Source organism: Streptomyces sp. YJ-C3, from assembly GCF_053891275.1.
Genome location: NZ_CM132685.1, coordinates 3253385 through 3274323, shown reverse-complemented (window position 1 = coordinate 3274323; position 20939 = coordinate 3253385). Strand labels below are relative to the sequence as shown.

Annotated in this window: 18 protein-coding genes and 1 tRNA gene; 10 read left to right on the top strand and 9 right to left on the bottom strand. The window is 72.0% G+C overall.

The features are described 5' to 3' along the window. The first annotated feature begins 23 nt into the window (after positions 1-23). The 6 genes from ACVHNB_RS14285 (at position 24) to ACVHNB_RS14260 (ending at position 6483) form a co-directional block, all read left to right on the top strand. Complete coding sequence (locus ACVHNB_RS14285; RefSeq protein WP_456228247.1) at positions 24-1289, top strand: ABC transporter substrate-binding protein; 1266 nt, start codon at positions 24-26, stop codon at positions 1287-1289. Then, positions 1289-2257, top strand: coding sequence for a carbohydrate ABC transporter permease (locus ACVHNB_RS14280; protein ID WP_428950810.1), 969 nt, complete (start codon positions 1289-1291; stop codon positions 2255-2257). The genes ACVHNB_RS14285 and ACVHNB_RS14280 overlap by 1 nt, the downstream gene beginning before the upstream one ends. Beyond that, positions 2250-3086, top strand: a complete 837-nt coding sequence (locus ACVHNB_RS14275; RefSeq protein ID WP_456228246.1) for a carbohydrate ABC transporter permease — start codon at positions 2250-2252, stop codon at positions 3084-3086. The genes ACVHNB_RS14280 and ACVHNB_RS14275 overlap by 8 nt, the downstream gene beginning before the upstream one ends. A gap of 29 nt (positions 3087-3115) precedes the next feature. Continuing rightward, positions 3116-4132 carry a Gfo/Idh/MocA family protein gene (locus tag ACVHNB_RS14270; protein WP_428950812.1) on the top strand — a complete coding sequence of 339 codons (1017 nt, stop codon included), beginning with the start codon at positions 3116-3118 and terminating at the stop codon, positions 4130-4132. Beyond that, a complete protein-coding gene (locus ACVHNB_RS14265) occupies positions 4129-5142 on the top strand; it encodes a Gfo/Idh/MocA family protein (protein WP_428950813.1) in 1014 nt (337 codons plus the stop codon). Before ACVHNB_RS14270 ends, ACVHNB_RS14265 begins: the two co-directional genes overlap by 4 nt. Before the next feature lie 246 nt (positions 5143-5388). After that, positions 5389-6483 (top strand): mechanosensitive ion channel family protein, encoded by a 1095-nt coding sequence (locus ACVHNB_RS14260; protein ID WP_428950814.1) that lies wholly within the window; start codon positions 5389-5391, stop codon positions 6481-6483. Positions 6484-6493: 10 nt separating this feature from the next. Here the strand turns inward: ACVHNB_RS14260 and ACVHNB_RS14255 are convergent, their stop codons facing one another. Then, the gene (locus ACVHNB_RS14255) at positions 6494-7387 is read right to left on the bottom strand and encodes an aminoglycoside phosphotransferase family protein (protein WP_428950815.1); all 894 of its coding nucleotides are present in this window, start codon (positions 7385-7387) and stop codon (positions 6494-6496) included. A 90-nt stretch (positions 7388-7477) separates the two neighbouring features. Next, positions 7478-8896 carry an MFS transporter gene (locus tag ACVHNB_RS14250; RefSeq protein ID WP_456228245.1) on the bottom strand — a complete coding sequence of 473 codons (1419 nt, stop codon included), beginning with the start codon at positions 8894-8896 and terminating at the stop codon, positions 7478-7480. Positions 8897-9010: 114 nt separating this feature from the next. Here ACVHNB_RS14250 and ACVHNB_RS14245 point away from each other — a divergent pair, with 114 nt between their 5' ends. Further along, the gene (locus tag ACVHNB_RS14245) at positions 9011-9463 is read left to right on the top strand and encodes a hemerythrin domain-containing protein (protein ID WP_428950817.1); all 453 of its coding nucleotides are present in this window, start codon (positions 9011-9013) and stop codon (positions 9461-9463) included. Between the two features lie 73 nt (positions 9464-9536). On the opposite strand, the gene ACVHNB_RS14240 is transcribed toward ACVHNB_RS14245, so the two are convergent. Further along, a tRNA-Pro gene (locus tag ACVHNB_RS14240) sits at positions 9537-9610 on the bottom strand. Positions 9611-9725: 115 nt separating this feature from the next. Between ACVHNB_RS14240 and ACVHNB_RS14235 the strand changes: the two genes are divergently transcribed. After that, on the top strand, positions 9726-10223 hold the full coding sequence (locus ACVHNB_RS14235) for a DUF309 domain-containing protein (RefSeq protein WP_456228244.1): 498 nt from the start codon (positions 9726-9728) through the stop codon (positions 10221-10223). 135 nt (positions 10224-10358) lie between these two features. Beyond that, the gene (locus ACVHNB_RS14230) at positions 10359-12443 is read left to right on the top strand and encodes an MDR family MFS transporter (protein WP_456228243.1); all 2085 of its coding nucleotides are present in this window, start codon (positions 10359-10361) and stop codon (positions 12441-12443) included. A 23-nt stretch (positions 12444-12466) separates the two neighbouring features. Here ACVHNB_RS14230 and ACVHNB_RS14225 read toward each other — a convergent pair whose 3' ends face one another. The 6 genes from ACVHNB_RS14225 to ACVHNB_RS14200 all read right to left on the bottom strand — a co-directional run bounded on the left by ACVHNB_RS14225 (position 12467) and on the right by ACVHNB_RS14200 (position 19580). Beyond that, positions 12467-13231, bottom strand: a complete 765-nt coding sequence (locus ACVHNB_RS14225) for a sulfite exporter TauE/SafE family protein (protein ID WP_456228242.1) — start codon at positions 13229-13231, stop codon at positions 12467-12469. A 66-nt stretch (positions 13232-13297) separates the two neighbouring features. Continuing rightward, positions 13298-14815 (bottom strand): long-chain-fatty-acid--CoA ligase, encoded by a 1518-nt coding sequence (locus ACVHNB_RS14220; RefSeq protein ID WP_456228241.1) that lies wholly within the window; start codon positions 14813-14815, stop codon positions 13298-13300. Between the two features lie 70 nt (positions 14816-14885). Continuing rightward, a complete protein-coding gene (fabG, locus tag ACVHNB_RS14215; protein ID WP_428950822.1) occupies positions 14886-15644 on the bottom strand; it encodes a 3-oxoacyl-ACP reductase FabG in 759 nt (252 codons plus the stop codon). Positions 15645-15696: 52 nt separating this feature from the next. Then, the gene (locus tag ACVHNB_RS14210) at positions 15697-16884 is read right to left on the bottom strand and encodes a thiolase family protein (RefSeq protein WP_456228885.1); all 1188 of its coding nucleotides are present in this window, start codon (positions 16882-16884) and stop codon (positions 15697-15699) included. 306 nt (positions 16885-17190) lie between these two features. Beyond that, a complete protein-coding gene (locus tag ACVHNB_RS14205) occupies positions 17191-17829 on the bottom strand; it encodes a LuxR C-terminal-related transcriptional regulator (protein WP_428957462.1) in 639 nt (212 codons plus the stop codon). Beyond that, positions 17826-19580 carry a sensor histidine kinase gene (locus ACVHNB_RS14200; RefSeq protein WP_456228240.1) on the bottom strand — a complete coding sequence of 585 codons (1755 nt, stop codon included), beginning with the start codon at positions 19578-19580 and terminating at the stop codon, positions 17826-17828. Before ACVHNB_RS14200 ends, ACVHNB_RS14205 begins: the two co-directional genes overlap by 4 nt. A gap of 146 nt (positions 19581-19726) precedes the next feature. On the opposite strand from ACVHNB_RS14200, the gene ACVHNB_RS14195 reads away from it, so the two are divergent. Continuing rightward, positions 19727-20923: an amidase gene (locus ACVHNB_RS14195; protein WP_456228239.1), complete on the top strand. Its 1197-nt coding sequence runs from the start codon at positions 19727-19729 to the stop codon at positions 20921-20923. Positions 20924-20939: the final 16 nt, after the last annotated feature.

Sequence of the window (20939 nt, the reverse complement as noted above, 5' to 3'; positions counted from 1 at the left end):
TCCCCTACCGACCGGAGACGCGTATGCGCAGGAGAACGCTTCTCGCCGGTGCGCTCGCGGCGGCCCCGCTCGCCGCCGGCTGCAGCAGCGGCGACGGAGCTTCCGAGGCCGCCTCGGCGCGCGGCCGCACCACCCTCTCGTACGGCATCTGGGACGTCGCCCAGGCCCCGGGAATGCAGCGGATCATCAAGGCCTTCGAGCGCCAGAACCCCGAGATCTCCGTGGAGATCCAGCTCACGCCCTGGACCTCGTACTGGACGACGCTGCGCACGTCGATGCGCGGCGGGACGGCGCCCGACGTGTTCTGGATGAACGCGGTGAACATCCAGCTGTACGCGGCGAACGGCGCGCTGGAGCCGTTGAGCGAGCACATCGCCCGCGACCGCACCCCGCTCGGCAGACATCCCGAGGCGCTCGTCGACATCTACGCCTACGAGGGCAGACAGTACGGGCTCCCGAAGGACTTCGACACGATCGGGCTCTGGTACAACAAGGCACTGTTCGACAAGGCGGGCATCACGTACCCCGATTCCTCGTGGACTTGGGACGACGTGCGCGACGCCGCGCGCGAGCTGACGAACCCCAGGACGCGGGTCTACGGGATCGCCGCCGAGATGGACCGGCAGGCGAAGTTCTACCCGACGGTCTTCGGCGCGGGCGGGTACGTGCTGCGCGACGGGCGCTCCGGGTTCGCCGACCAGCGGTCCGTCGAGGGGCTGCGGTTCTGGACGGACCTGGTGGACCGGGGCTGGTCGCCGCCGCAGAGCGCCATGTCGGAGGTACGGGCCCGCAATCTGTTCCTATCGGAGCAGGTGGCGATGAACTACGACATCTCCGCGATGGCGTCGTTCATGTACGGCACACCGGCCATCAAGGACCACGGCGGCGTCGCCGTGCTACCCAAGGGCCGCGAGCGGGCCACCGTCATCCACGGTCTCGCCAATGTCGTCAGCGCCAAGTCCCGCAAGAAGCAGGCGGCCTGGAAGTTCGTGGACTTCATGGCGCGGCGCGAGGCGGCGGAGATCCAGGCCGAGGGCGGCGTCACCATCTCCTCGTACGAGGGGACGCAGGACGCCTGGCTGAAGTCGATGCCCGAGTTCGGCCTGCGGTGCTTCATCGACATGCTCGACTACGCGGTCCCGTACCCGAGTTCACGGAACACGGCCGTCTGGGAGGACCAGGAGTACCTGCTGCTCGGCGCTCCGTTCAGCGGCAAGGGCGGCATCGAGCAGGCGGCACGGACGCTGGCGAAGCAGATGGACCGGGCACTCGACGAGGAGGGCAAGTGATGGCCGTGTTCCCGTCGACGGCCGCCGCGGAGGCGGACGGCCGCATCAGGAGGCCCCGCACGAAGGCCGGGCGGGACAGCACCACGCGCGGCCCCAACTCCCGTACTCAGAAAGCCGCCTACCTCTTCATCGCGCCGATCGGTGTCGGCTTCCTCGTGTTCTACATCTGGCCGATGATCCAGACGTTCGGCTTCAGCTTCACCCATTTCGGACCGTTCGGCGGCAACACCTGGACCGGCGGCGACAACTACGTGCGCGTCGTCCAGGACGTCACGGTGTGGCGCGCGGTCGGCAACACGCTGCTGTACGGGGCGATCGGCCTGCTCACCCTGCCGCTCTCGATCGTGGTGGCCGCGCTGCTCAACCGGCGCGGGCTGCGCGGCGTGGGCATCTACCGCGCCCTGTACTTCATCCCGTTCGTGACGCTGCCGGTCGCGGTCGGCCTGGTCTGGAACTGGCTCTACAACGGCAACTTCGGCCTCCTGAACGAGGTGCTGTCGTGGTTCGGCGTCTCCCGGCACTTCTGGGCGTCCGACCCGTCGTCCGCGCTGTGGGCCATCGGCGTCGTCTCCGTGTGGCAGAGCGTCGGCTACTACTTGATCATCTTCATCGCGGGGATCAAGGGCATTCCGCAGGACTACTACGAGGCGGCCGAGCTGGACGGCGCGGGCCCGGTGCGGCGCTTCGTCACGATCACGCTGCCGCTGCTGAGTCCGAGCATCTTCTTCGCGGCGGTCATCTGCGTGATCAACTCGCTCCAGATGTTCGACCTGATCTACGTGATGATGAGTCCGACGAACCCGGCGCTGGGCTCCACCCAGTCCGTGGTGAGCCTCTTCTACCAGTGGGCGTTCCAGCAGAACAACCAGGGCGCCGCGGCCGCGCTCGCCTTCCTCCTGATGCTGCTCACCGCGGCTCTGACCTACCTCCAGTTCCGGCTCCAGAAGAAGTGGGTGCACTATGCGTGACCGCCTGCGCCGGGTGGACGGCGGCGCCGTCGCCACGCACCTCCTGCTGTCGCTCGGTGCGCTCGTGATGGTCTTCCCGTTCCTGTGGCAGCTGCTCACCGCGCTGAAGACACTGCCCGAAGCGGTGCACGTGCCGACGACGTTCCTGCCCGAGCGGTGGAACTGGGCCTCTTTCAAAGAGGTGTTCACCGCCATGCCCTACGGGGAGATGCTCGGCAACAGCATGATCAACACCGTCGGCCGGACCGTCGGCCAGCTGGTGTTCTGCTCGCTCGCCGCGTACGCCTTCGCCCGGATGCGGTTCCGCGGCAAGAACGTGCTGTTCGCCCTGTTCCTGTCCGTGCTGCTCGTCCCGTCGTCCCTGCTGATCCTGCCGCAGTACGACATCATCCAGCGGCTCGGTCTGCTGAACTCGCCGCCCGCGCTGTTCCTGCCGGGCATGTTCAGCGCGTTCGGCACATTCATGCTGCGGCAGTTCTTCCTCGCACTGCCGCGGGAGCTGGAGGAAGCGGCCCGCATCGACGGCGCGGGGCCCTTCCGCATCTTCTGGTCGATCATGCTGCCGCTGATCCGCCCCGCGCTCGCCGCGCTCACGGTGATCACGGCGATGTGGTCGTGGAACGACCTGCTGTGGCCCCTGGTCGTGAACACCGACCCCGCGAAGATGCCGATCAGCGCCGGACTGACCTCCCTGGAGGGCCAGTTCGAGACCAACTACCCGGTGATGATGGCCGGTTCACTGATCGCGAGCCTGCCGATGATCCTCCTCTACCTCTTCCTCCAGCGCCACTTCGTGCAGGGCATCGCCCAGAGCGGTACGAAGGGCTGACCCCCACCCCCTCCCGGGAAAGGACCTGTATGGCACGCCTCGACGTGGGTCTGATCGGCGCCGGCGGTATCGCCCGCGCGCATCTGCCCGCCTGGACGGAGCTGGGCGCACGCGTCACGATCCTGTCCACCGACGGCAACGCGGAGAAACTGGCCGCCGCATACGCCGAGTTCGGCGTGACGGCCGTGCACACCCTCGCCGAGCTGCTCGACCGCAGCACCGTCGTGGACGTGTGCACACCGACGTTCACCCACCGGCAGCTCGTCCTCGACGCGATCGCCGCGGGCCGGCACGTGGTGTGCGAGAAGCCGCTCGCGCCGACCGTCGACGAGGCACGGGAACTGGCGGAGGCGGCCGAGGCCGCGGGAGTACTGCTGTTCCCGGCGCACGTCGTGCGCTACTTCCCGGCGTACGCGGCGCTGGCGCGGTCCGTCGCGGCGGGCGGCGTCGGCGCGCCCGCCGTGCTGCGGTTCACCCGCTCGGGCAGCTACCCGGTGTGGGCGCCGTGGTTCTCCGACCCGGCGCTGTCCGGCGGGATCCTGGTCGACCAGATGATCCACGACTTCGACTTCGCGCGGCTGCTCGCGGGTGAGGTCGTCCGCGTCCACGCGCAGGTCCGCGGCCGTCAGGAGCCGGGCGCGGTCGCCGGGGACGTGGCGACGGGCACGGCGGTCCTCACGCACGCGTCCGGTGCGGTCAGCCATGTCCTCGGCGTGTGGGGCCTGCCGGACCTGCCGTTCCGTACGACGTTCCGCGTCGCGGGTCCCGGCGGTGTCCTGGAGCACGACTCGACCGCCCGCACCGGCTTCCGCGTGCTGGCCCAGGGCTCACGGCCGCGCGGCGAGGGCATCCCCGGCAGCCCCCTGACGGAGAGCCCCTACCTGACGGAACTGCGGGAGTTCTCGGCGGCCTTCGCGGGCGGGCCCGCTCCTCGTGTGTCGGCGCACGACGGCGTCGAGGCGGTCCGTATCGCGACCGCGGCCGCCGAGTCCGCGCGCACCGGGGAACCCGTCGAGCCGAAGCCCACCGAGGAGGCCGGACTGTGAAGGTCGGAGTGCTGTCGTTCGCGCACGTCCACGCGGGCGGATTCGCGCGCCTGCTCGCCGCGATGGACGGGGTGGAGGTCCTGGCGGCCGATCCGGAGACGGACCTGGCGGCGCCGGGCGAGGTCCGCGGCAAGGACTTCGCGGCCCGGTTGGGCGTCGACCACGTGGACACATATGAGGAGTTGTTCGCCTGGGGGCCCGACAAGGTGGTGGTCTGCTCCGAGAACGTCCGTCACCGTCCGCTCGTCGAACGTGCCGCGGCGCACGGCGTGGACGTCCTGTGCGAGAAGCCGCTCGCCACCACGCCCGAGGACGGCGCGGCGATGATCGCGGCCTGCCGGGCGGCCGGGGTACGGCTCGCCGTGGCGCATCCGGTGCGCTTCAGCCCCGCCTACCTCGCGGTGCGCGACGCGGTGCGCGCGGGCACGGCGGGCGAGGTCCTCACCGTGTCCGGCGCGAACAACGGCTACATGCCGGGCGCGCGGCGCCGCTGGTTCGTCGACCCCGCGCTCTCGGGCGGCGGGGCGCTGATGGACCACACGGTGCACATCGCGGACCTGCTGGACGACCTGTTCGACGGCGCCCCGGCGCGTTCCGTCTACGCGCAGACCAACAACGTCCTGTACGAGGGCGACGTGGCCGTCGAGACGGCGGGCCTGCTCACCGTCACGTACGCGAACGGAGCGGTGGCCACGATCGACTGCAGCTGGAGCCAGCCGCGGCACCACCCGGCGTGGGGCGGTCTCTCGATGCAGGTGGTCGGCGACCGGGCGACGCTGGAGATGGACGCCTTCGACCAGAAGGTGCACGGCTTCAGCGAGACGTCGCGCGCCCCGGTGGAACTCCCGTACGGCGTCGACCTGGACGCGCTGATGCTGCGTGCGTTCCTCTTCGGCGACGGCTCGGGGCCGGTCGGGGTGACGGACGGCGCGTCCGGGCTCCGCTCGCTGCGGATCGTCGAGGCGGCGTACGAGTCGGCGCGGACGGGGCGAGCCGTGGCCGTCGGCTGAGCGCGGACAAGGGGGCCGGGCGGGGCGGGAGTTGCTCACCGGGGCGCGCGGGGCGAGGGCCATCGGCCGGATCGGCGGCCCGCCCCGCGCGGCGCCCGGCCGGTGCGGCAGGATGGCCCGGCGCGCGTTTCGTCACCCCGCCGACACGCGCTCTTCACATCCCCGAACAAGCAGGTACCACGTGACGAAGCATCACATATCCGCCCCCGCCGCACGGTTCCGCCGCATCCCCGTGGGAGGTGCCCGATGAACCGCGCTCTCGACCTGCACGACCTGGTCGTCGCCGGAGTCGCGCTCCTCGCCGGTCTGCTGGCCGGGCTGCTGCTGCGGGTCCTGCTGCGCTGGCTCGGCGACCGGGCCAGCCGGACCCGGTGGGGCGGGGACGATGTGATCGTCGACGCGCTGCGCACGCTGGTGCCGTGGGCCGCCTTCGCGGCGGGCGCGGCGGTGGCCGCCGAGGCACTGCCGCTGACCGCCCGCACGGGGCGCAACGTGAACATGACGCTGACCGCGTTCGTGATCGTCGCGGCGACGCTGACGGCGGCCCGCGTCATCACCGGCCTGGTCCGGACGGTCGCGCAGTCCCGGTCAGCCGTGGCGGGCTCGGCGACGATCTTCGTGAACATCACGCGGGTCGTGGTGCTCGCGATGGGCTTCCTCGTCGTGCTGCAGACCCTCGGGATCTCCATCGCGCCGCTGCTCACCGCGCTGGGTGTGGGCGGCCTCGCGGTGGCGCTCGCCCTGCAGGACACCCTCGCCAACCTCTTCGCCGGTGTGCACATCCTCGCGTCGAAGACGGTGCAGCCCGGTGACTACATCCGGCTCAGCAGCGGCGAGGAGGGGTACGTCGTGGACATCAACTGGCGCAACACCGTGGTGCGGCAGCTCTCCAACAACCTCGTGATCATCCCGAACACCCAGCTGTCCGGCACCAACATGACCAACTTCAGCCGCCCCGCGCAGGACATGACCCTGACCGTGCAGGTGGGCGTCGGCTACGACAGCGACCTGGAGCACGTCGAGCGCGTGACCACGGAGGTCGTGGAGGAGGTCATGACGGGCGTGGAGGGCGCGCTGCCGGAGCACGAACCGGCCGTCCGCTTCCACACGTTCGGCGACTCGCGGATCAGCTTCACGGTGATCCTCGGCGTCGGCGAGTTCAGCGACCAGTACCGGATCAAGCACGAGTTCATCAAGCGGCTGCACCAGCGCTTCCGCGAGGAGGGCATCCGGATCCCGTCGCCGGCCCGCACGGTGGCGCTCACCGCGGGCAGCGCCCCGATCGTGATCCCGCACCAGCGCGAGGCCACGGGCCCGAGCTCGATCGCGCCGACCGCCTAGAGCCTGCCCGTCAGCCGCGGTCCTCGGCGAGCACGGCGCCGATGACACGCTCGGCGGTCCGTGCCATGAACGGGTTCGACTCCCGGTAGTACGCCAGCTCGTGGGCGGCGACGGTCAGGGCCCAGCCCCGGCCGCGCGCCCACGTGTCGGCATCGAGTCCGACGGCGTCCCGGAAGATCCGGCGCCCCGGAGCGTCGAGGACGTACCAGGCGACGAGGAGGTCGACGGCCGGGTCGCCCGTGCCCATGCACTCGAAGTCGATGACGGCGCTGAGCCGTCCGCCGTCGACGAGGAGGTTGCCGGGCTGGAGATCGGCGTGGAGCCACACGTCGGGCAGTGGGCCGCGCGGGGCCCGCACGGCGGCGTCCCAGACGGCGAGGGCCGTGTCGGCGTCGATCGCACCGGCGAGCCGCCGCAGCACCTCGCGGGTCCCCGTGTCCCGTTCGGCGAGCGGCCGGCCCCGGTACGCCTCGGGCGCGCCCGTGGGGTCGATCCCGCGCATCGCCGCGACGAACGCCGCCAGGTCACCGGCCAGGGCCTGCGGGTTCTCCAGGTTCCCCACGTCCGGGATCGCGCCGGGCAGCCAGCGGTGCACCGCCCACGGGTACGGGAACCCGTGCCCCGGCTTGCCCTCGGCGAGCGGTTCGGGCACGGCGACCGGCAGCCGCGCGGCCAGGAACGGCATCCACCGGTGCTCGCTCGCCAGGTCCGGGGCCGCCCGGCGCACCCGCGGCAGCCGGATCACCAGATCGTCGCCGAGCCGGAACAGCACATTGGACGTGCCGTGCGAGGCGACGTACCGCAGCGGCAGCCCCGCCCAGTGCGGGAACTGCTCGTCGACCAGGGCGCGTACGAGCGCCTCGTCGATGTCGGCCTCGTCGTCGTGCAGCTTGCGAACGCCCATGGTCACCTTTCGCGGCGGGGATCAACGCCGCGTGAGCCTATCCGGGCCCGGTCCGCCGGTTCGCGTCATTTTCGTGGCGGACGCGAGACCTTACCCCCGCACGTTCTCCAGGGTCCGTCCGGTCGTGCGGGGCCCGAGGACCGCCACGTCCACGCACAGCAGCGCCATCAGGACGGCGCACCCGGCGAACATGCCCCGGGCGCCGAACGCGTCCAGCACCGCGAGGCCCACGAAGGGCAGCACGCCGCCGGTCAGCCGGGACAGCGAGTAGGCGATGCCGACGGCGCTGCCCCGCATGCCGGTGGGGAACAGTTCGGCCTGGTAGACGTGGAAGGCGTTGGAGAAGATGTTCTGGGTGAGCGTCATGAGGACGCCCGCCGTGACGATCGCCGCCGAGGAGTCCGCGGTCCCGAAGGCGAGGCCGAACACGGCGATCGCCGCGGCCGAGACGATCACCAGCGTCTTGCGTTCGATCCGCTCGATGAACAGGATCGAGACGGCGGAGCCGATCGGGTAGCCGAGGAAGCTGAGCGCCGTGTACGTCAGCGAGTGCACGACGTCGTGGCCCTTGGCCATCAGGACGAGCGGCGCGAGGGACCCGAAGCCGTAGTAGCCGACGGTCTGCAGCACCTGGAAGATCCAGAGCATCGCGGTGCGCCGCAGGTACGGCGGCCGGAACAGTGCGCGGACGGGCACGACGGTGTCCTTCTCCGTCGCCTGCGGTGCGGGCGGCGGAAGGGGGGACGAGGGCAGGGCCGGCGTCAGCCCGGCGCCGCGCTCCACCTCGGCGACGATGCCGTCCGCCTCGCCGTACCGGCCGCGGGCGCTCAGCCAGCGCGGCGACTCGGGCAGCGACCGCCGCAGCAGCCAGACGAACGCCGCGCCGACGCCTCCGAAGACCAGCAGCCACCGCCAGCCGTCGATCAGCAGGTGCCGGTCCGCGACGAGCAGCCCGCCGAGCAGGGCGGCGACCGGCGCGCCGCAGAAGCCGAGGGTGTACGCGACGGCGACGAACCGCCCGCGGACCGCGCCCGGCAGCAGTTCGCTGACGTACGTGTCGACGAGCGGGAGTTCGGCGCCGAGGAAGAGCCCGGCGACGACGCGCAGCACGACCAGCGACGTCAGGTCGGGGGCGAAGGCCGCCAGCAGCGAACTGACGCTGTAACCCGCGAGGTTGAGCATGAACAGCGGGCGGCGGCCGAAGCGGTCCGCCGCCCTGCCGAGCAGCACGGCCCCCGCGAACATGCCGAAGAACGGCGCCCCGACGAGGAGCGCCTTCGCGTCCGAGTCGAGGTGCCACTGCTCGGTGAGGACGCTGCCGAGCACACCGCCGAGGAACACCTCGTACAGGTCGAAGAAGGTCGCGAGTCCGGCGAGCAGGGTGATCCGCCAGTGCCAGGCGTGGACGGGTACGGCGTCCAGGCGGGCGGCGACGGCGGGCCAGGCGGGCCCATCCGTGCGCGCCGCCGTGCCGCCATCAGGTGTCGCCTCAACCGTCCCGCCGGTCATGCCCGTTCCCCGACCTTCCGCTATAGCTGCTGGTTACACGCATGCTGTCATGCGGACCGCCCCACACCGACGGCCTCCACGATCCCTCCTCGGGACTGACGTATCACTGACCCCATGTGCCATTACTGCGGTTGCCGGGACATTCCCCTCATCAAGGAGTTCATCGCCGAGCACGAGCGCGTCACGGACGCCGCCGGCGACGCGCTGCGGGCCCTCGACCGCGGGGACCCGGCGAGGGCGCGCAGCCTCGTGGACCGCATGGCCGCGGAGCTCACGGCGCACTGGCGCGGCGAGGAGGACGGCCTGTTCTGGGTGATGCGTGAGGATCCCGAGTACGCGGAGTACATCGCGGCCCTGGAGTCCGAGCACCGCGAACTGGCCGGGCTGCTGCCCGCGCTGGACCTGACCGACCCGGGCGATGTCCGCACCTTCACCGAGGCGGTGCACGAGCTGCACCGGCACATCGCGAAGGAGGAGGACGGACTGTTCCCGGCCTCGCTGACCGCGCTGTCGGGGGACGAGTGGGACGCGTCCATGGCGGCCTGGCGGGCGGCGCACCCGCGGTGAGCGGCCCCGGGAACGACTGTGGGGCCGCTTCGGATCTCTCCGAAGCGGCCCCACGGCCTGCGACTTCATTAAGTCGGGACGACAGGATTTGAACCTGCGACCCCTTGACCCCCAGTCAAGTGCGCTACCAAGCTGCGCCACGTCCCGATGTCGGCTGCCTTCCGGGTCCCGTCCGGCGGCGACAGACAGAACAATACCCCAAGCTCACGGGTGGTTTGAAACCCTTGCGCGGCCGCCGGGAGAGGTGGGCGAGAATCGGGGCATGAGCACTTCGCACAGCGGTGACCGGGACCGCGACGACGCGGGCCGGGCGCGCAACGCACGTCCCCGCGACGGTCTCGGCCGGCCGCTCCCCTACGGCAGCCCCGGCGTCGACCGCCAGCCGGAGGGCGTCGTGCGCACCCCGGCGCAGACCGTCGCCCAGGCGCAGGAGCTGCTCGACGCGGGCCGCCCGTTCCACGCGCACGAGGTCTTCGAGGACGCCTGGAAGTCCGGCCCCGCCGCCGAGCGCGACCTGTGGCGGTCCCTGGCCCAGCTGGCGGTGGGCCTCACCCACGCGGCCCGCGGCAACGCCAGGGGCGGCGCCCGGCTGCTGCGGCGGGGGGCGGACGGGCTGACGGCCTGGACGGGCGAGCCCCCGGCCGGTCTGGACCCGCAGGCGCTGGCGGCATGGGCCGGACGGCTGGCGAACCGGGTGGAGCGGAACCCCGCACCGGTGGACGCGGCCGCCTGCACACCCCGCCTCAGGAAAGCCCCGTAAGGGGCGCGGGGAACTGCGCGGCCCACCACACACCCCCCGCACCCGCCACCCGGCATCACGCCAGACGGCCCAGCGGCTTCACCGGTCCGGCCCCACCCGAATGCGCCGCCCGCGGCCACGGGCCACCCTGCAGAGGTGACAGCCACCGAAACCCCGCAGCCCGCCGCAGAGGCCCCGGCCCCGCCGGTGCTGGACAAGCGCCGCCGCAACGTCGTCTTCGTCACGATCATGCTGGGCATGCTGCTGGCCGCCCTCGACCAGACGATCGTCGGCACGGCCCTGCCGACGATCGTCTCGGACCTCGGCGGCGCGGCCCACATGTCGTGGGTGGTGACGGCGTACCTGCTGGCGGAGACGGTCGCCACGGTGCTCGTCGGCAAGTTCGGTGACCTGTTCGGTCGCAAGGTGGTCTTCCAGGTCTCGGCGATCGTCTTCATCACCGGCTCGTTCCTGTGCGGTCTCGCGGGCAACATGACGCTGCTGATCGCCTGGCGGGCGATGCAGGGCATCGGCGCGGGCGGTCTGATGGTGACCGCCATGGCGCTGATCGCGGACGTCATCCCGCTGCGCGAGCGCGGCAAGTACCAGGGTGCGATCGGCGCCGTGTTCGGCGTGGCGACGGTCATCGGTCCGCTGCTCGGCGGCCTGTTCACGGACCACCTCACCTGGCGCTGGGCGTTCTACGTCAACGTTCCGATCGCGATCGTCGTGGTGATCGCCGCGGCCCGCACCATCCCGGTGGTGAGATCGGCGACCCGGCCGGTCATCGACTATCTCGGCATCGCCCTGGTCGCGGTCGGGGCGAGCGCGCTGATCCTGGCCACCAGCTGGGGAGGCAACGAGTACGCGTGGGGCTCAGGCGTCATCATCGGCCTGTTCGCGGGCGGCATCGTCGCGCTCGGCCTGTTCTGCTGGGTGGAGCTGCGCGCGGCGGAGCCGATGCTGCCGATGCGGCTCTTCGCCAATCCCGTCTTCACGGTGTGCTCGATCCTCAGCTTCATCGTGGGCTTCGCGATGCTGGGCGCGATGACGTTCCTGCCGACGTATCTGCAGTACGTCGACGGCGACTCGGCCACGATCTCCGGGGTGCGGACGCTGCCCATGGTGATCGGTCTGCTGATCGCGTCGATCTTCTCCGGCAACGTCGTCAGCAAGACGGGCAAGTACCGGATCTTCCCGATCGTCGGGTCGCTCGTCATGGCCCTCGGCCTGTATCTCCTGTCCCTGATGGGGAGTTCGTCGAGCGCCTGGCTGGAGTCGCTCTACATGTTCGTGCTCGGCGTCGGCATCGGCCTGTGCATGCAGGTGCTGACGATCGCCGTGCAGAACACCGTCGAGTACGCGGATCTGGGCACCGCGACGTCGGGCGTCACGTTCTTCCGTACGCTCGGCAGTTCCTTCGGGACGGCCGTGTTCGGCACGATCTACGCCAACACGCTGAAGCCGAACCTGACGGAAGGGGTGGAGGCGGCGGCCCGGACCGGCACGGGGCTCGATCCGGCGGCGCTCGCGAAGGCCGCGCAGAGCCCGGAGGGGCTGCACGCGCTGCCGGCCGTCGCGCGGGCGCCGATCGTCGAGGCGTACGCGGACTCGCTGCACACGGTGTTCCTGTGGACGGTGCCGGTGGCGGCCATCGGGTTCCTGGTGGCGCTGTTCCTCAAGCAGGTGCAGTTGCGCGACAGTGCGCGGATGGGCTCCTCGGACATGGGCGAGGGCTTCGCCCAGCCGACGACCGGTGACCCGGCGCATCTGCTGGAGCGGGCGGTCGGCAACATCGTGAAGAAGTCGGACCTGGAGACCGCCCGGCGGATCCTCGGGTCCTCGGACACCCGGCTCGACATCGCGGGTGCCTGGGCGGTGATGCAGGTGGAGTTCTTCACGCGGATGGTCGGGCACGCGAGTCTCGGGATGATCGCGGCACGGCGCAAGCTGCCGCCGGAGGTCCTGGTGCCGGTGTTCCAGCGGATGGTCGACGAGGGCTATCTGTCGCGTACGGGCTCGTACTTCTCGCACACGGAGGCGGGGCGCCGGGAGGCCGGTGTCATCGGCCACGCGTGGGGCGAGTGGCTGTCCAAGCAGGTCGAGGCGGATCTGGGCCGGGCTCCGGGCAAGGACCTGCGGGCTGCGGTCGACTCGATCGCGAAGCGGCTGCTCGCGGAGGACCTGGCGCAGGGCCTGCCGCAGCAGCCCGGCTCCGACCGCACGCTCACGCCTTCCTAGGCGCCGAGGACGCGCGGACGGGGTCAGCGCAGCAGCAGTTGGAGGCCGCCGAGGATCGTGGCGGCGATGACCAGTTGCTCGAACAGACGCTGGTTGATGCGGTTCACGGCCGTCTTGCCGATGAGTGCACCGGGCACGACGAACGCGACGAGGCAGGCGTCCAGGAGCAGGGAGCGGCCGTCGATGAGGCCGAGGCCCACGCTGAACGGCACCTTCGCGGAGTTCACGATGAGGAAGAACCACGCGGAGGTGCCGAGGAAGCCCAGTTTCCGGAAGCCCGCGGAGAGCAGGTACATCGACATCACGGGACCGCCCGCGTTGGCGACCATCGTGGTGAAGCCGCCGAGCACCCCGTACGAGCGCGCCTTGACGCGGGCCGCGCGGGTCGCCGTCTCCTCGGGTTCGGGTGTCTCGGCCCTGCGCCGCCGCCACAGCGTGACGGCGGCCATCAGCAGCAGGATCGCGCCGATGGAGGTGCGCACGGCCCCGTCCCCGGCGAGGGCGAGGAAGACCGTGCCGAGCACCACTCCCCCGGCGACGGCCGGGAACAGCCGCCACAGCGTGGGCCAGTGGGCGTGCCGCCGGTAGGTGAGCACGGCGAGGATGTCGCCGCAGATGAGGATCGGCAGCAGTACCCCGGTGGACGCACGGGCGGGCAGGATCGCGGCGAAGATCGCGAGGCTGACCGTGTTGGCGCCGCTGACGGCGGTCTTGGAGAAGCCCACCAGCAGGGCCGCGGCGGCCAGGGCGGTGAACTCCCACGGGGTGATCCCGAAAATGTCGTGCATGGGGGGCCGATGGTAGACCCACCTATCCGCCGCGCGTCAGGGGCGCCACATGGTGATACGGGGTGCTCAGCTGCCGGCGTAGGTGGCCCTCAGTTCCCGCTTGAGGACCTTCATGCTGGGGCCGAGCGGCAGTTGGTCCGTGAACTCGATGCGGCGCGGGTACTTGTGCTTGCCGAGGTGCTCCTTGGACCAGGCGGTGAGCTCGGCGGCGTCGAGTGCCGTGCCGGGCCTGGGCACGATCACCGCGCACACCTCCTCGCCGTGGACGTCGTCGGGCAGGCCGATGACCGCGGCGTGGCCGATGCCGGGGTGCCGCATGAGGACCTCCTCGACCTCGCGCGGGTACACGTTGTAGCCGCCGCGGATGATGATGTCCTTCTTGCGGTCGACGATGCGCAGATAGCCGTCCTCGTCCTTGGTGCCGAGGTCGCCGGTGCGGAACCAGCCGTCGACCAGGGCCTCGGCGGTCGCCTCCGGGCGGCCCAGGTAGCCGGTGAAGACGCAGTGGCCGCGGACGACGACCTCGCCGAGTTCGCCCGTCGGCAGCAGCTCGACGCGGTCCTCGACCTCGGCGCGCGCGATCTCGACGTCGACGCCCCACAGGGGCTGCCCGATCGTGCCGGGACGGGCCCCGAACGCGGGCTGGTTGGCGGAGGCGGCCGGGGAGGTCTCGGAGAGGCCGTAGCCCTCGTAGACGGTGGCGCCGAAGGCCTGCTCGAAGCCCTCCAGGACGGCGACGGGGAGCGAGGCGCCGCCCGAGACGCAGATCTTGAGCTGCGGGAGTTTCCCGGCCTCGGGCGCCGCCGCGAGCAGGTTCACGTACATCGTCGGGACGCCGTGGAACGTGTTGACGTTCTCGGCGACCATCAGGTCGATCGCGCGGGCCGCGTCGAAGCGGGGCAGCAGGACGAGCGTCGCGCCGACGCGCCAGGTCGCGTTCAGGGAGACGGTCTGGCCGAACGCGTGGAACAGCGGGAGGGCGCCGAGCGCGATGTCGTCGACGTGCGCGTCGTTGGCGTCGAAGGCGCTGACGGTCGCGTTCATCACCAGGTTGAAGTGGCTCAGTTCGGCGCCCTTGGGGACTCCCGTGGTGCCGCTGGTGTAGAAGATGACGGCCGGGTCGTCGGCCTCGCGGGTGACGTAGGACGGCAACGGGTCTGCGGCGTCGGTGAGTTGCTCCAGGTCCCCGGCGGCGCCGAGCGTGAGCATGCGCACCCCTGCGGCCTGCGCGGCGGCCGCGCCCACCGCGGCCTGCGCCGGGTGGCACAGCAGCAGGCTCGCGCCGCTGTCCTTGAGGACGTGCTGCACCTCCTCGGCCGACAGGAGCAGGTGGACGGGCACGACGACGGCGCCCGCCGCGAGCGCCGCGTAGTACGCGCGGGGGAACTCGGCCGTGTTGGGCGCCATCAGGGCGACCCGGTCCCCCGGGCGGACGCCGAGGCCGGTCAGGGCCGCGGCCTGCTTGCGGGCCTGCAGCCACAACTCCTTGAAGGTGAGGCGCAGTTCGCCCTCCACGAGTCCGACCTTGTCGGGGTGGCGACGGGCGGACTCGGCGAGGATCGCGGCGAGGGAGAGGGTTGCCATGAGGAGTGGTGCTCCGTTCGGTGCTGACTGCTGGTGCGGCTCTGGACCAGGTCGTGGACCCTGAACTGGGTCAGCGGGCGCCGCCGTTGACGTACAGCGTCTGACCGCTGACGTAGGAGGCGTCGTCGCTGGCGAGGAACGCGACGACCGCGGCGACGTCCTCGGGCTGCCCGACGCGGCCCAGCGGGGTCCGCTCGGCGGCGAGCTTCTGGTGCTCGTCGGCGGTGGAGCCGACGCGCTCGGCGGTGGCGGCGGTCATCGCGGTGGCGATGTAGCCGGGGGCGACCGCGTTGACATTGATGTTGAAGCGGCCCAGTTCGATGGCGAGCGTGGCGGTGAAGCCCTGGATGCCGGCCTTGGCGGCGGCGTAGTTGGCCTGGCCCCGGTTGCCGAGGGCGGACCGCGACGACAGGGAGACGATCTTTCCGTACTTCGCCTGCGCCATGTACTTCTGGGCGGCCTGGGAGCAGGTGTAGACGCTGTTCAGGTTGACGTTGATGACCGCGTCCCAGTCGGTCTTCGGCATCTTGAAGAACATGCCGTCGCGGGTGATGCCCGCGTTGTTGACGAGGATGTGCAGCCCGCCGAGGTCCGCGACGACCTGGGCGAACGCGGCCTCCACCGCCTCTTGGTCGGTGACGTCGCAGCCGTAGGCGCGGGCCGTGCCGCCCTTGGCCTCGATCGCGTCGACGGTGGCCCGGGCGCGCTCCGCGGTGAGGTCGACGACGGCGACGGTCGCGCCCTCCTCAGCGAGCCGCCGGGCGGTGGCGGCGCCGATGCCCTGGGCGGCGCCGGTGACGACGGCGACGCGACCGGTGAACCTGCTCATGAGTGCTCGATGTCCTTTACTGGTCGGGGAGTTCAGGTACTGGCCAGGGAGTTCAGCCGCGCTCGACGAGGACGGCGCTGCCCTGGCCGACGCCGACGCACATGGTGGCGAGGCCCCGGGCGGCGCCGGTGCGGCGCAGCCGGTGCAGCAGGGTGGTGAGGATGCGGGCCCCGGAGCAGCCGAGGGGGTGGCCGAGGGCGATGGCACCGCCGGTGGGGTTGACGAGGTCGGGGTCGATGCCGAGGCCGTCGACGCAGGCGAGCGCCTGGGCGGCGAACGCCTCGTTGAACTCGGCCTCCTCGATGGCGTCGATCGTCCAGCCGACGCGGCCGAGCGCCTTGCGCGTGGCGGGCACCGGACCGATGCCCATGACGTCGGGGTGGACACCGGCCGAGGCGCCGGCGACGTAGCGACCGAGGGACTCCAGGCCCAGTTCCTCCAGTGCCTCCTCGCTGACGAGGAGGAGGCCGGCCGCGCCGTCGTTCATCGGCGACGCGTTGCCCGCGGTGACCGAACCGCCCTTGCGGAACACGGGCTTGAGGCCGCCGAGCTTCTCTAGGGAGGTGTCGGGGCGGATGCATTCGTCGGCGTCGACGACGACGCCGTCGGGCCGGGTGACCGGGAGGATCTCGGCGTCGAAGAGACCGTCCTTGCGGGCGGCGGCGGCCCGCTGGTGGCTGCGCAGCGCGAACGCGTCCTGCCGCTCGCGCGGGACGCCGTACCGGTCGGCGACCTCCTCGGCGGTCTCCCCCATCGCGAGGACGCCGTGCAGCTCCTTCATCCTCGGGTTGGTCAGGCGCCAGCCGAGGCGGGTGTCGTACGTCTGCAGGGTGTGCGGCAGCGCGTCGTCGGGGCGGGGCAGCAGGAAGGGGGCGCGGCTCATGGACTCGGAGCCGCCCGCGAGCACGATGTCGGCCTCGCCGGCGGCGATGGTGCGGGCCGCGGTGGTGACGGCTTCGAGGCCGGAGGCGCAGAGCCGGTTCACGGTCGCGCCGGGTACCGACTCGGGCAGGCCCGCGAGCAGGGCGGCCATCCGTGCGACGTTGCGGTTGTCCTCGCCGGCCTGGTTGGCGGCGCCCCAGTAGATGTCGTCGACGCGGGCCGGGTCGAGCGCGGGCACGTCCGCCAGCACGCCCCGCATCACCGTCGCCGCGAGGTCGTCGGGGCGGACCGTGGAGAGGGCTCCGCGCAGCTTTCCGATCGGGGTGCGGCGGGCGGCGGCGAAGTGGACGGGACGCACGGTCAGCTCCAAGGGCCAGCGGTAAATTAGCACTGCTAGTTTTGGACTATAGACCCGGGTCACGGCAGCTGGGAAGGGGCACCCGGGAGCAATCACCCGGTGATCAAATGGGGGCATGCCGTGATCAAAGAGGTGGGCCGGATTCCACATCTCAGGGCTGACCCTGATGTCCCGCTCCACGGCCACGCCTACTGTGGAGCTCCGGCACCGCTCCGCGGACGACGTACGGGGGACCACGGGGGAACGGGGGAACGACGTCGTCTCCGGAGCGGACAGCCGGAACCTCTTGCGTGCGGCGAGCGGGCTTCAGCCCCGCAGATACATGAGAACGGCCATGACGCGCCGGTGCTCCAGGAGATCGGGCTCCAGGCGCAGCTTGCCGAAGATGTTGCGGACGTGCGTCTCGACGGTCTTGCCGCCGATGACCAGCTTCTGGGCGATGGCCTCGTTCGAGCGGCCCTCGGCCATCAGGGACAGCACGTCGCGCTCGCGCCCGGTCAGCTCGTCGAGGGGACCCGGCGCGCGCGGCGCGTCCATCAGCCGGGCCACGACCAGCGGATCCAGGACGGTCTCGCCCGCGGCCACCCGCTTCAGGGCACCGTGCAGCTCCTCGATGTCGGCGACCCGCTCCTTGAGCAGGTACCCGAAGCCCTCGGGCCGCTCGGCCAGCGCGTGCACCGTGGACGTCGTCTCCACGTACTGCGACAGCAGCAGGACGCCGGTTCCCGGGTGGATCGCCCGGATCGCGGCCGCCGCGACGAGGCCCTCGTCGGTGTGGGTCGGCGGCATCCGGATGTCCAGCAGCACGGCGTCCGGCGCGTGCTCGGCGACGAGCGCGAGCAGCGGGGCGGTGTCCCCGCACTCGGCTGCCACCTCGATCCCCTCGTCGGTGAGGAGCCGTACGATCCCCTGCCGCAGGAGCGCCGAGTCCTCGGCCACGATCACCCGCACGGCAGCTCCGCCCTGATCCTGGTCCCGCCGCCGGCGGGACTGTGTATGTGCAGTACGCCGTCGACGGCGGCGAGCCGGTCGGCGAGGCCGCGCAGTCCGGTGCCGCGGGCGGTGTCGGCGCCGCCCACTCCGTCGTCGACGGTCTCCACGACGAGCCGGCCGTCCTGGTGCCGGGCGGAGACGCTGACCGCGCGGGCCCGCGCGTGCTTGGCCGCGTTGGAGAGCGCCTCGCAGACGGTGAAGTAGGCGGTGGTCTCGACGAGGGGGTCGTAGCGGCGGGGCTCGGCCGCTACGACGACGGGCAGCGCGGCCTCCTGTGCGAGCGCGGTGAGCGCGGGCGCGAGTCCCTCGCGGGTGAGGACGGCCGGGTGGATGCCCTGGGCGAGGCCGCGCAGTTCCTCGATGGCCAGGCGCAGGCTCGACTCGGCCTCTCCCGCGGCCTCGCGCAAGGTCTCGTCGGGGTGTTCGGCGAGCCCGCGCCGCACGCGGCGCACGGCCATGAGCGCGAAGACGAGGCGGGCCTGCGCCCCGTCGTGCAGGTCCCGTTCGAGACGGCCCCGCTCGGCGTCCGCGGCCTGGACGATCCGGGTGGCGACGTCCTTGGCGCGGGTGCGCAGCCACACGTTCTCCAGGGCGAGACGCAGCGCGGCGGAGACGGAGCCGAGGAGTTCCGGGTCCTCGAGCAGCGCCGGGTCGTGGTGCAGCACGGCGAGCGGCCGGCCGTCGGCGGCGTCGACCCGGGTCCGGCCCGGCCGCTCGGGGCTCACCTCGCGGCCCGCCCCGTCGACGTACGCGCCGCGCTCCTCGCGCCACAGGCCGAGCCGCAGCGTCGGGTCGCCGAGGACGCGCACCAGCGCCTCGCGGACCCGGGACGGGTCGGGGTCGGTGCCCACGTCGATGACGAGCCCGCTGACCTCGGCCCGCTGCAGATGCATGCGCAGCAGACCGCCCAGGAAGGCGAAGGGGACGGCGACCTGGGCGAGGTCCGACATCAGGTACACGGCCTGTTCGGCGACGGAGCCGACCTCGCCGAACCACGGCACGACGTAGAACAGCATGTCCCACATCAGGAACGCGACGGCGATGCCGATGCCGATCCAGGCGGGCAGCAGGGCGCGCCGCCGGGCGGCCGACGCGTGCCGCCAGCGCAGCACGATCGCGACGGCGGCGACTGCGGAGATCACCCAGCCCGCCGCGTGGTACACGGCGTCGAAGGTGTCGAACAGGCCGTGCCAGGACGGTACGAGGAAGAGGTTGGGGCCGCAGGCGCGGCAGTCCAGATAGGTCGCCCCGGTGTCGGTCGCCGGGTCGAACAGGAGGGCGCGCAGCAGGCCGCCGACCGCGACGAGACCGTACGCGAACTGGACGAGGCGCCGGGTGAGGACCGTGGTGAGACGTCCCTCGGGGAAGGACAGGACGAGGTGCAGCAGCACCGCCATGTTCAGCGCTTCCCACCAGGCGCCGAACGCGAACAGGGCCGGGACCGAGGTGCCTTGGAGGTTGCCGAGGAACCAGGTGATGCCCTCGAACACCATGAGGCGGCCGGTGTTGTTGGCGGGCCTGCGCCGCCAGGCGATGATGCCGGCGACCACGTAGGCCCAGCCGACCGCGAGGTCGCGGACCAGGTCGGACGCGGAGGCGCCGACGCGCGCGTACGCCCAGGTCCCCGCCGTACCCGATACGACGGCCAGGGCCGCGGCCCCGGTCAGGCGCAGCCGAACCGCCCGCTTTCCCTGACTGTCCACGGGCCACACGGTAAGCCATTCAGCGGCTTGCGGAACACGCCGCTCAGGGGATACGCGCCCAAGTGCCCCTCCTGTCCCGTCCTCACCTTCCGGTAGGGCGCCCTGTGATTAACCCCGGTGAAACGCCCCGCCCCTACGCTCCCGTCGTGGACGCGACAGTGACGGACCAGGTCAGCCTCTCCTTCGACCCCGCGGTCTGGCGCGCCACCGGCGCGCCTTTCCTCGCCGCCGGTGCGGCCGAGGGCCCGCTCGCGGGGGTGCGGGTCGCGGTGAAGGACCTGTTCGCGGTGGCGGGGCAGCGGGTGGGCGGCGGCAATCCGGTGTGGCTGGAACAAGCGCCACCGGAGCCCGAACACGCTTCAGCCGTAGGTCAGTTGCTGGATTCCGGGGCCTCGGTGGTGGGCCTCGCGCACACGGACGAGCTCGCGTTCAGCCTCGCCGGGACGAACGTCCACTACGGGACGCCGGGGAATCCGGCGGCGCCCGGCCGGACCACGGGCGGGTCCAGCAGCGGCTGTGCGGCCGCGGTGGCCGGCGGCGCGGCGGACCTGGGCCTGGCCACGGACACCGCGGGCTCGATCCGGGTGCCCGCCTCGTACTGCGGTCTGTACGGCTGGCGTCCCACGCACGGAAGTGTCCCGACGGACGGACTCGTGGCGCTCGCGCCGTCGTTCGACACGGTGGGGCTGCTGGCGCGTACGGCCGGGGTCCTGCGGGCCGGGGCGCGGGCGCTGCTGCCCGAGAGCGCGACCGTGCCGGTGCGCCGTCTCGTGGTGGACGACGCGGTCACCGCGCAGGCCGGGCCGGAGGTGGCGACGGCGTTCGAGACGGCGGTGCGGGCACTGTCGTCGCGGACGGGCCTCGATGTCGTACGGGTCGACAGCGGTGTCGCGGCCGGGGTGACGGAGTGGCTGCCCGCGTTCCGCACCGTGCAGGCCGCCGAGGCGTGGCACAGCCACGGGGCGTGGATCGAGCGCCATCCGGGGGCGCTCGGGCGGGACGTGGCGGCACGGTTCGAGGCGGGGCGCACGGTCGGCGATCGGGAACTCGCCCGTTGCAGGCGGGTGTTGGACTCCGCGCGGACCACCTTGCTGGCCGAAGTCCCGCCCGGCACCGCACTGTTGCTGCCGTCGGCGAGCAGCCCCGCGCCCCGCGCGGAGGCGGGCGCGGAGGCGATCGAGGCGACGCGGGCCGCCACGTTGCGCCTGACGTGTCCGGCGTCGCTGGCCGGGCTGCCCGCGGTCGGGATGCCGTTGCTGCGGGTGGGAGGACTGCCCGTGGGGCTGTGCGCGGTGGGGGCGCCGGGGGCGGACCACGCGCTGCTGGCCCTGGCCGGCACCTGAGCGAACGATCGCCCCA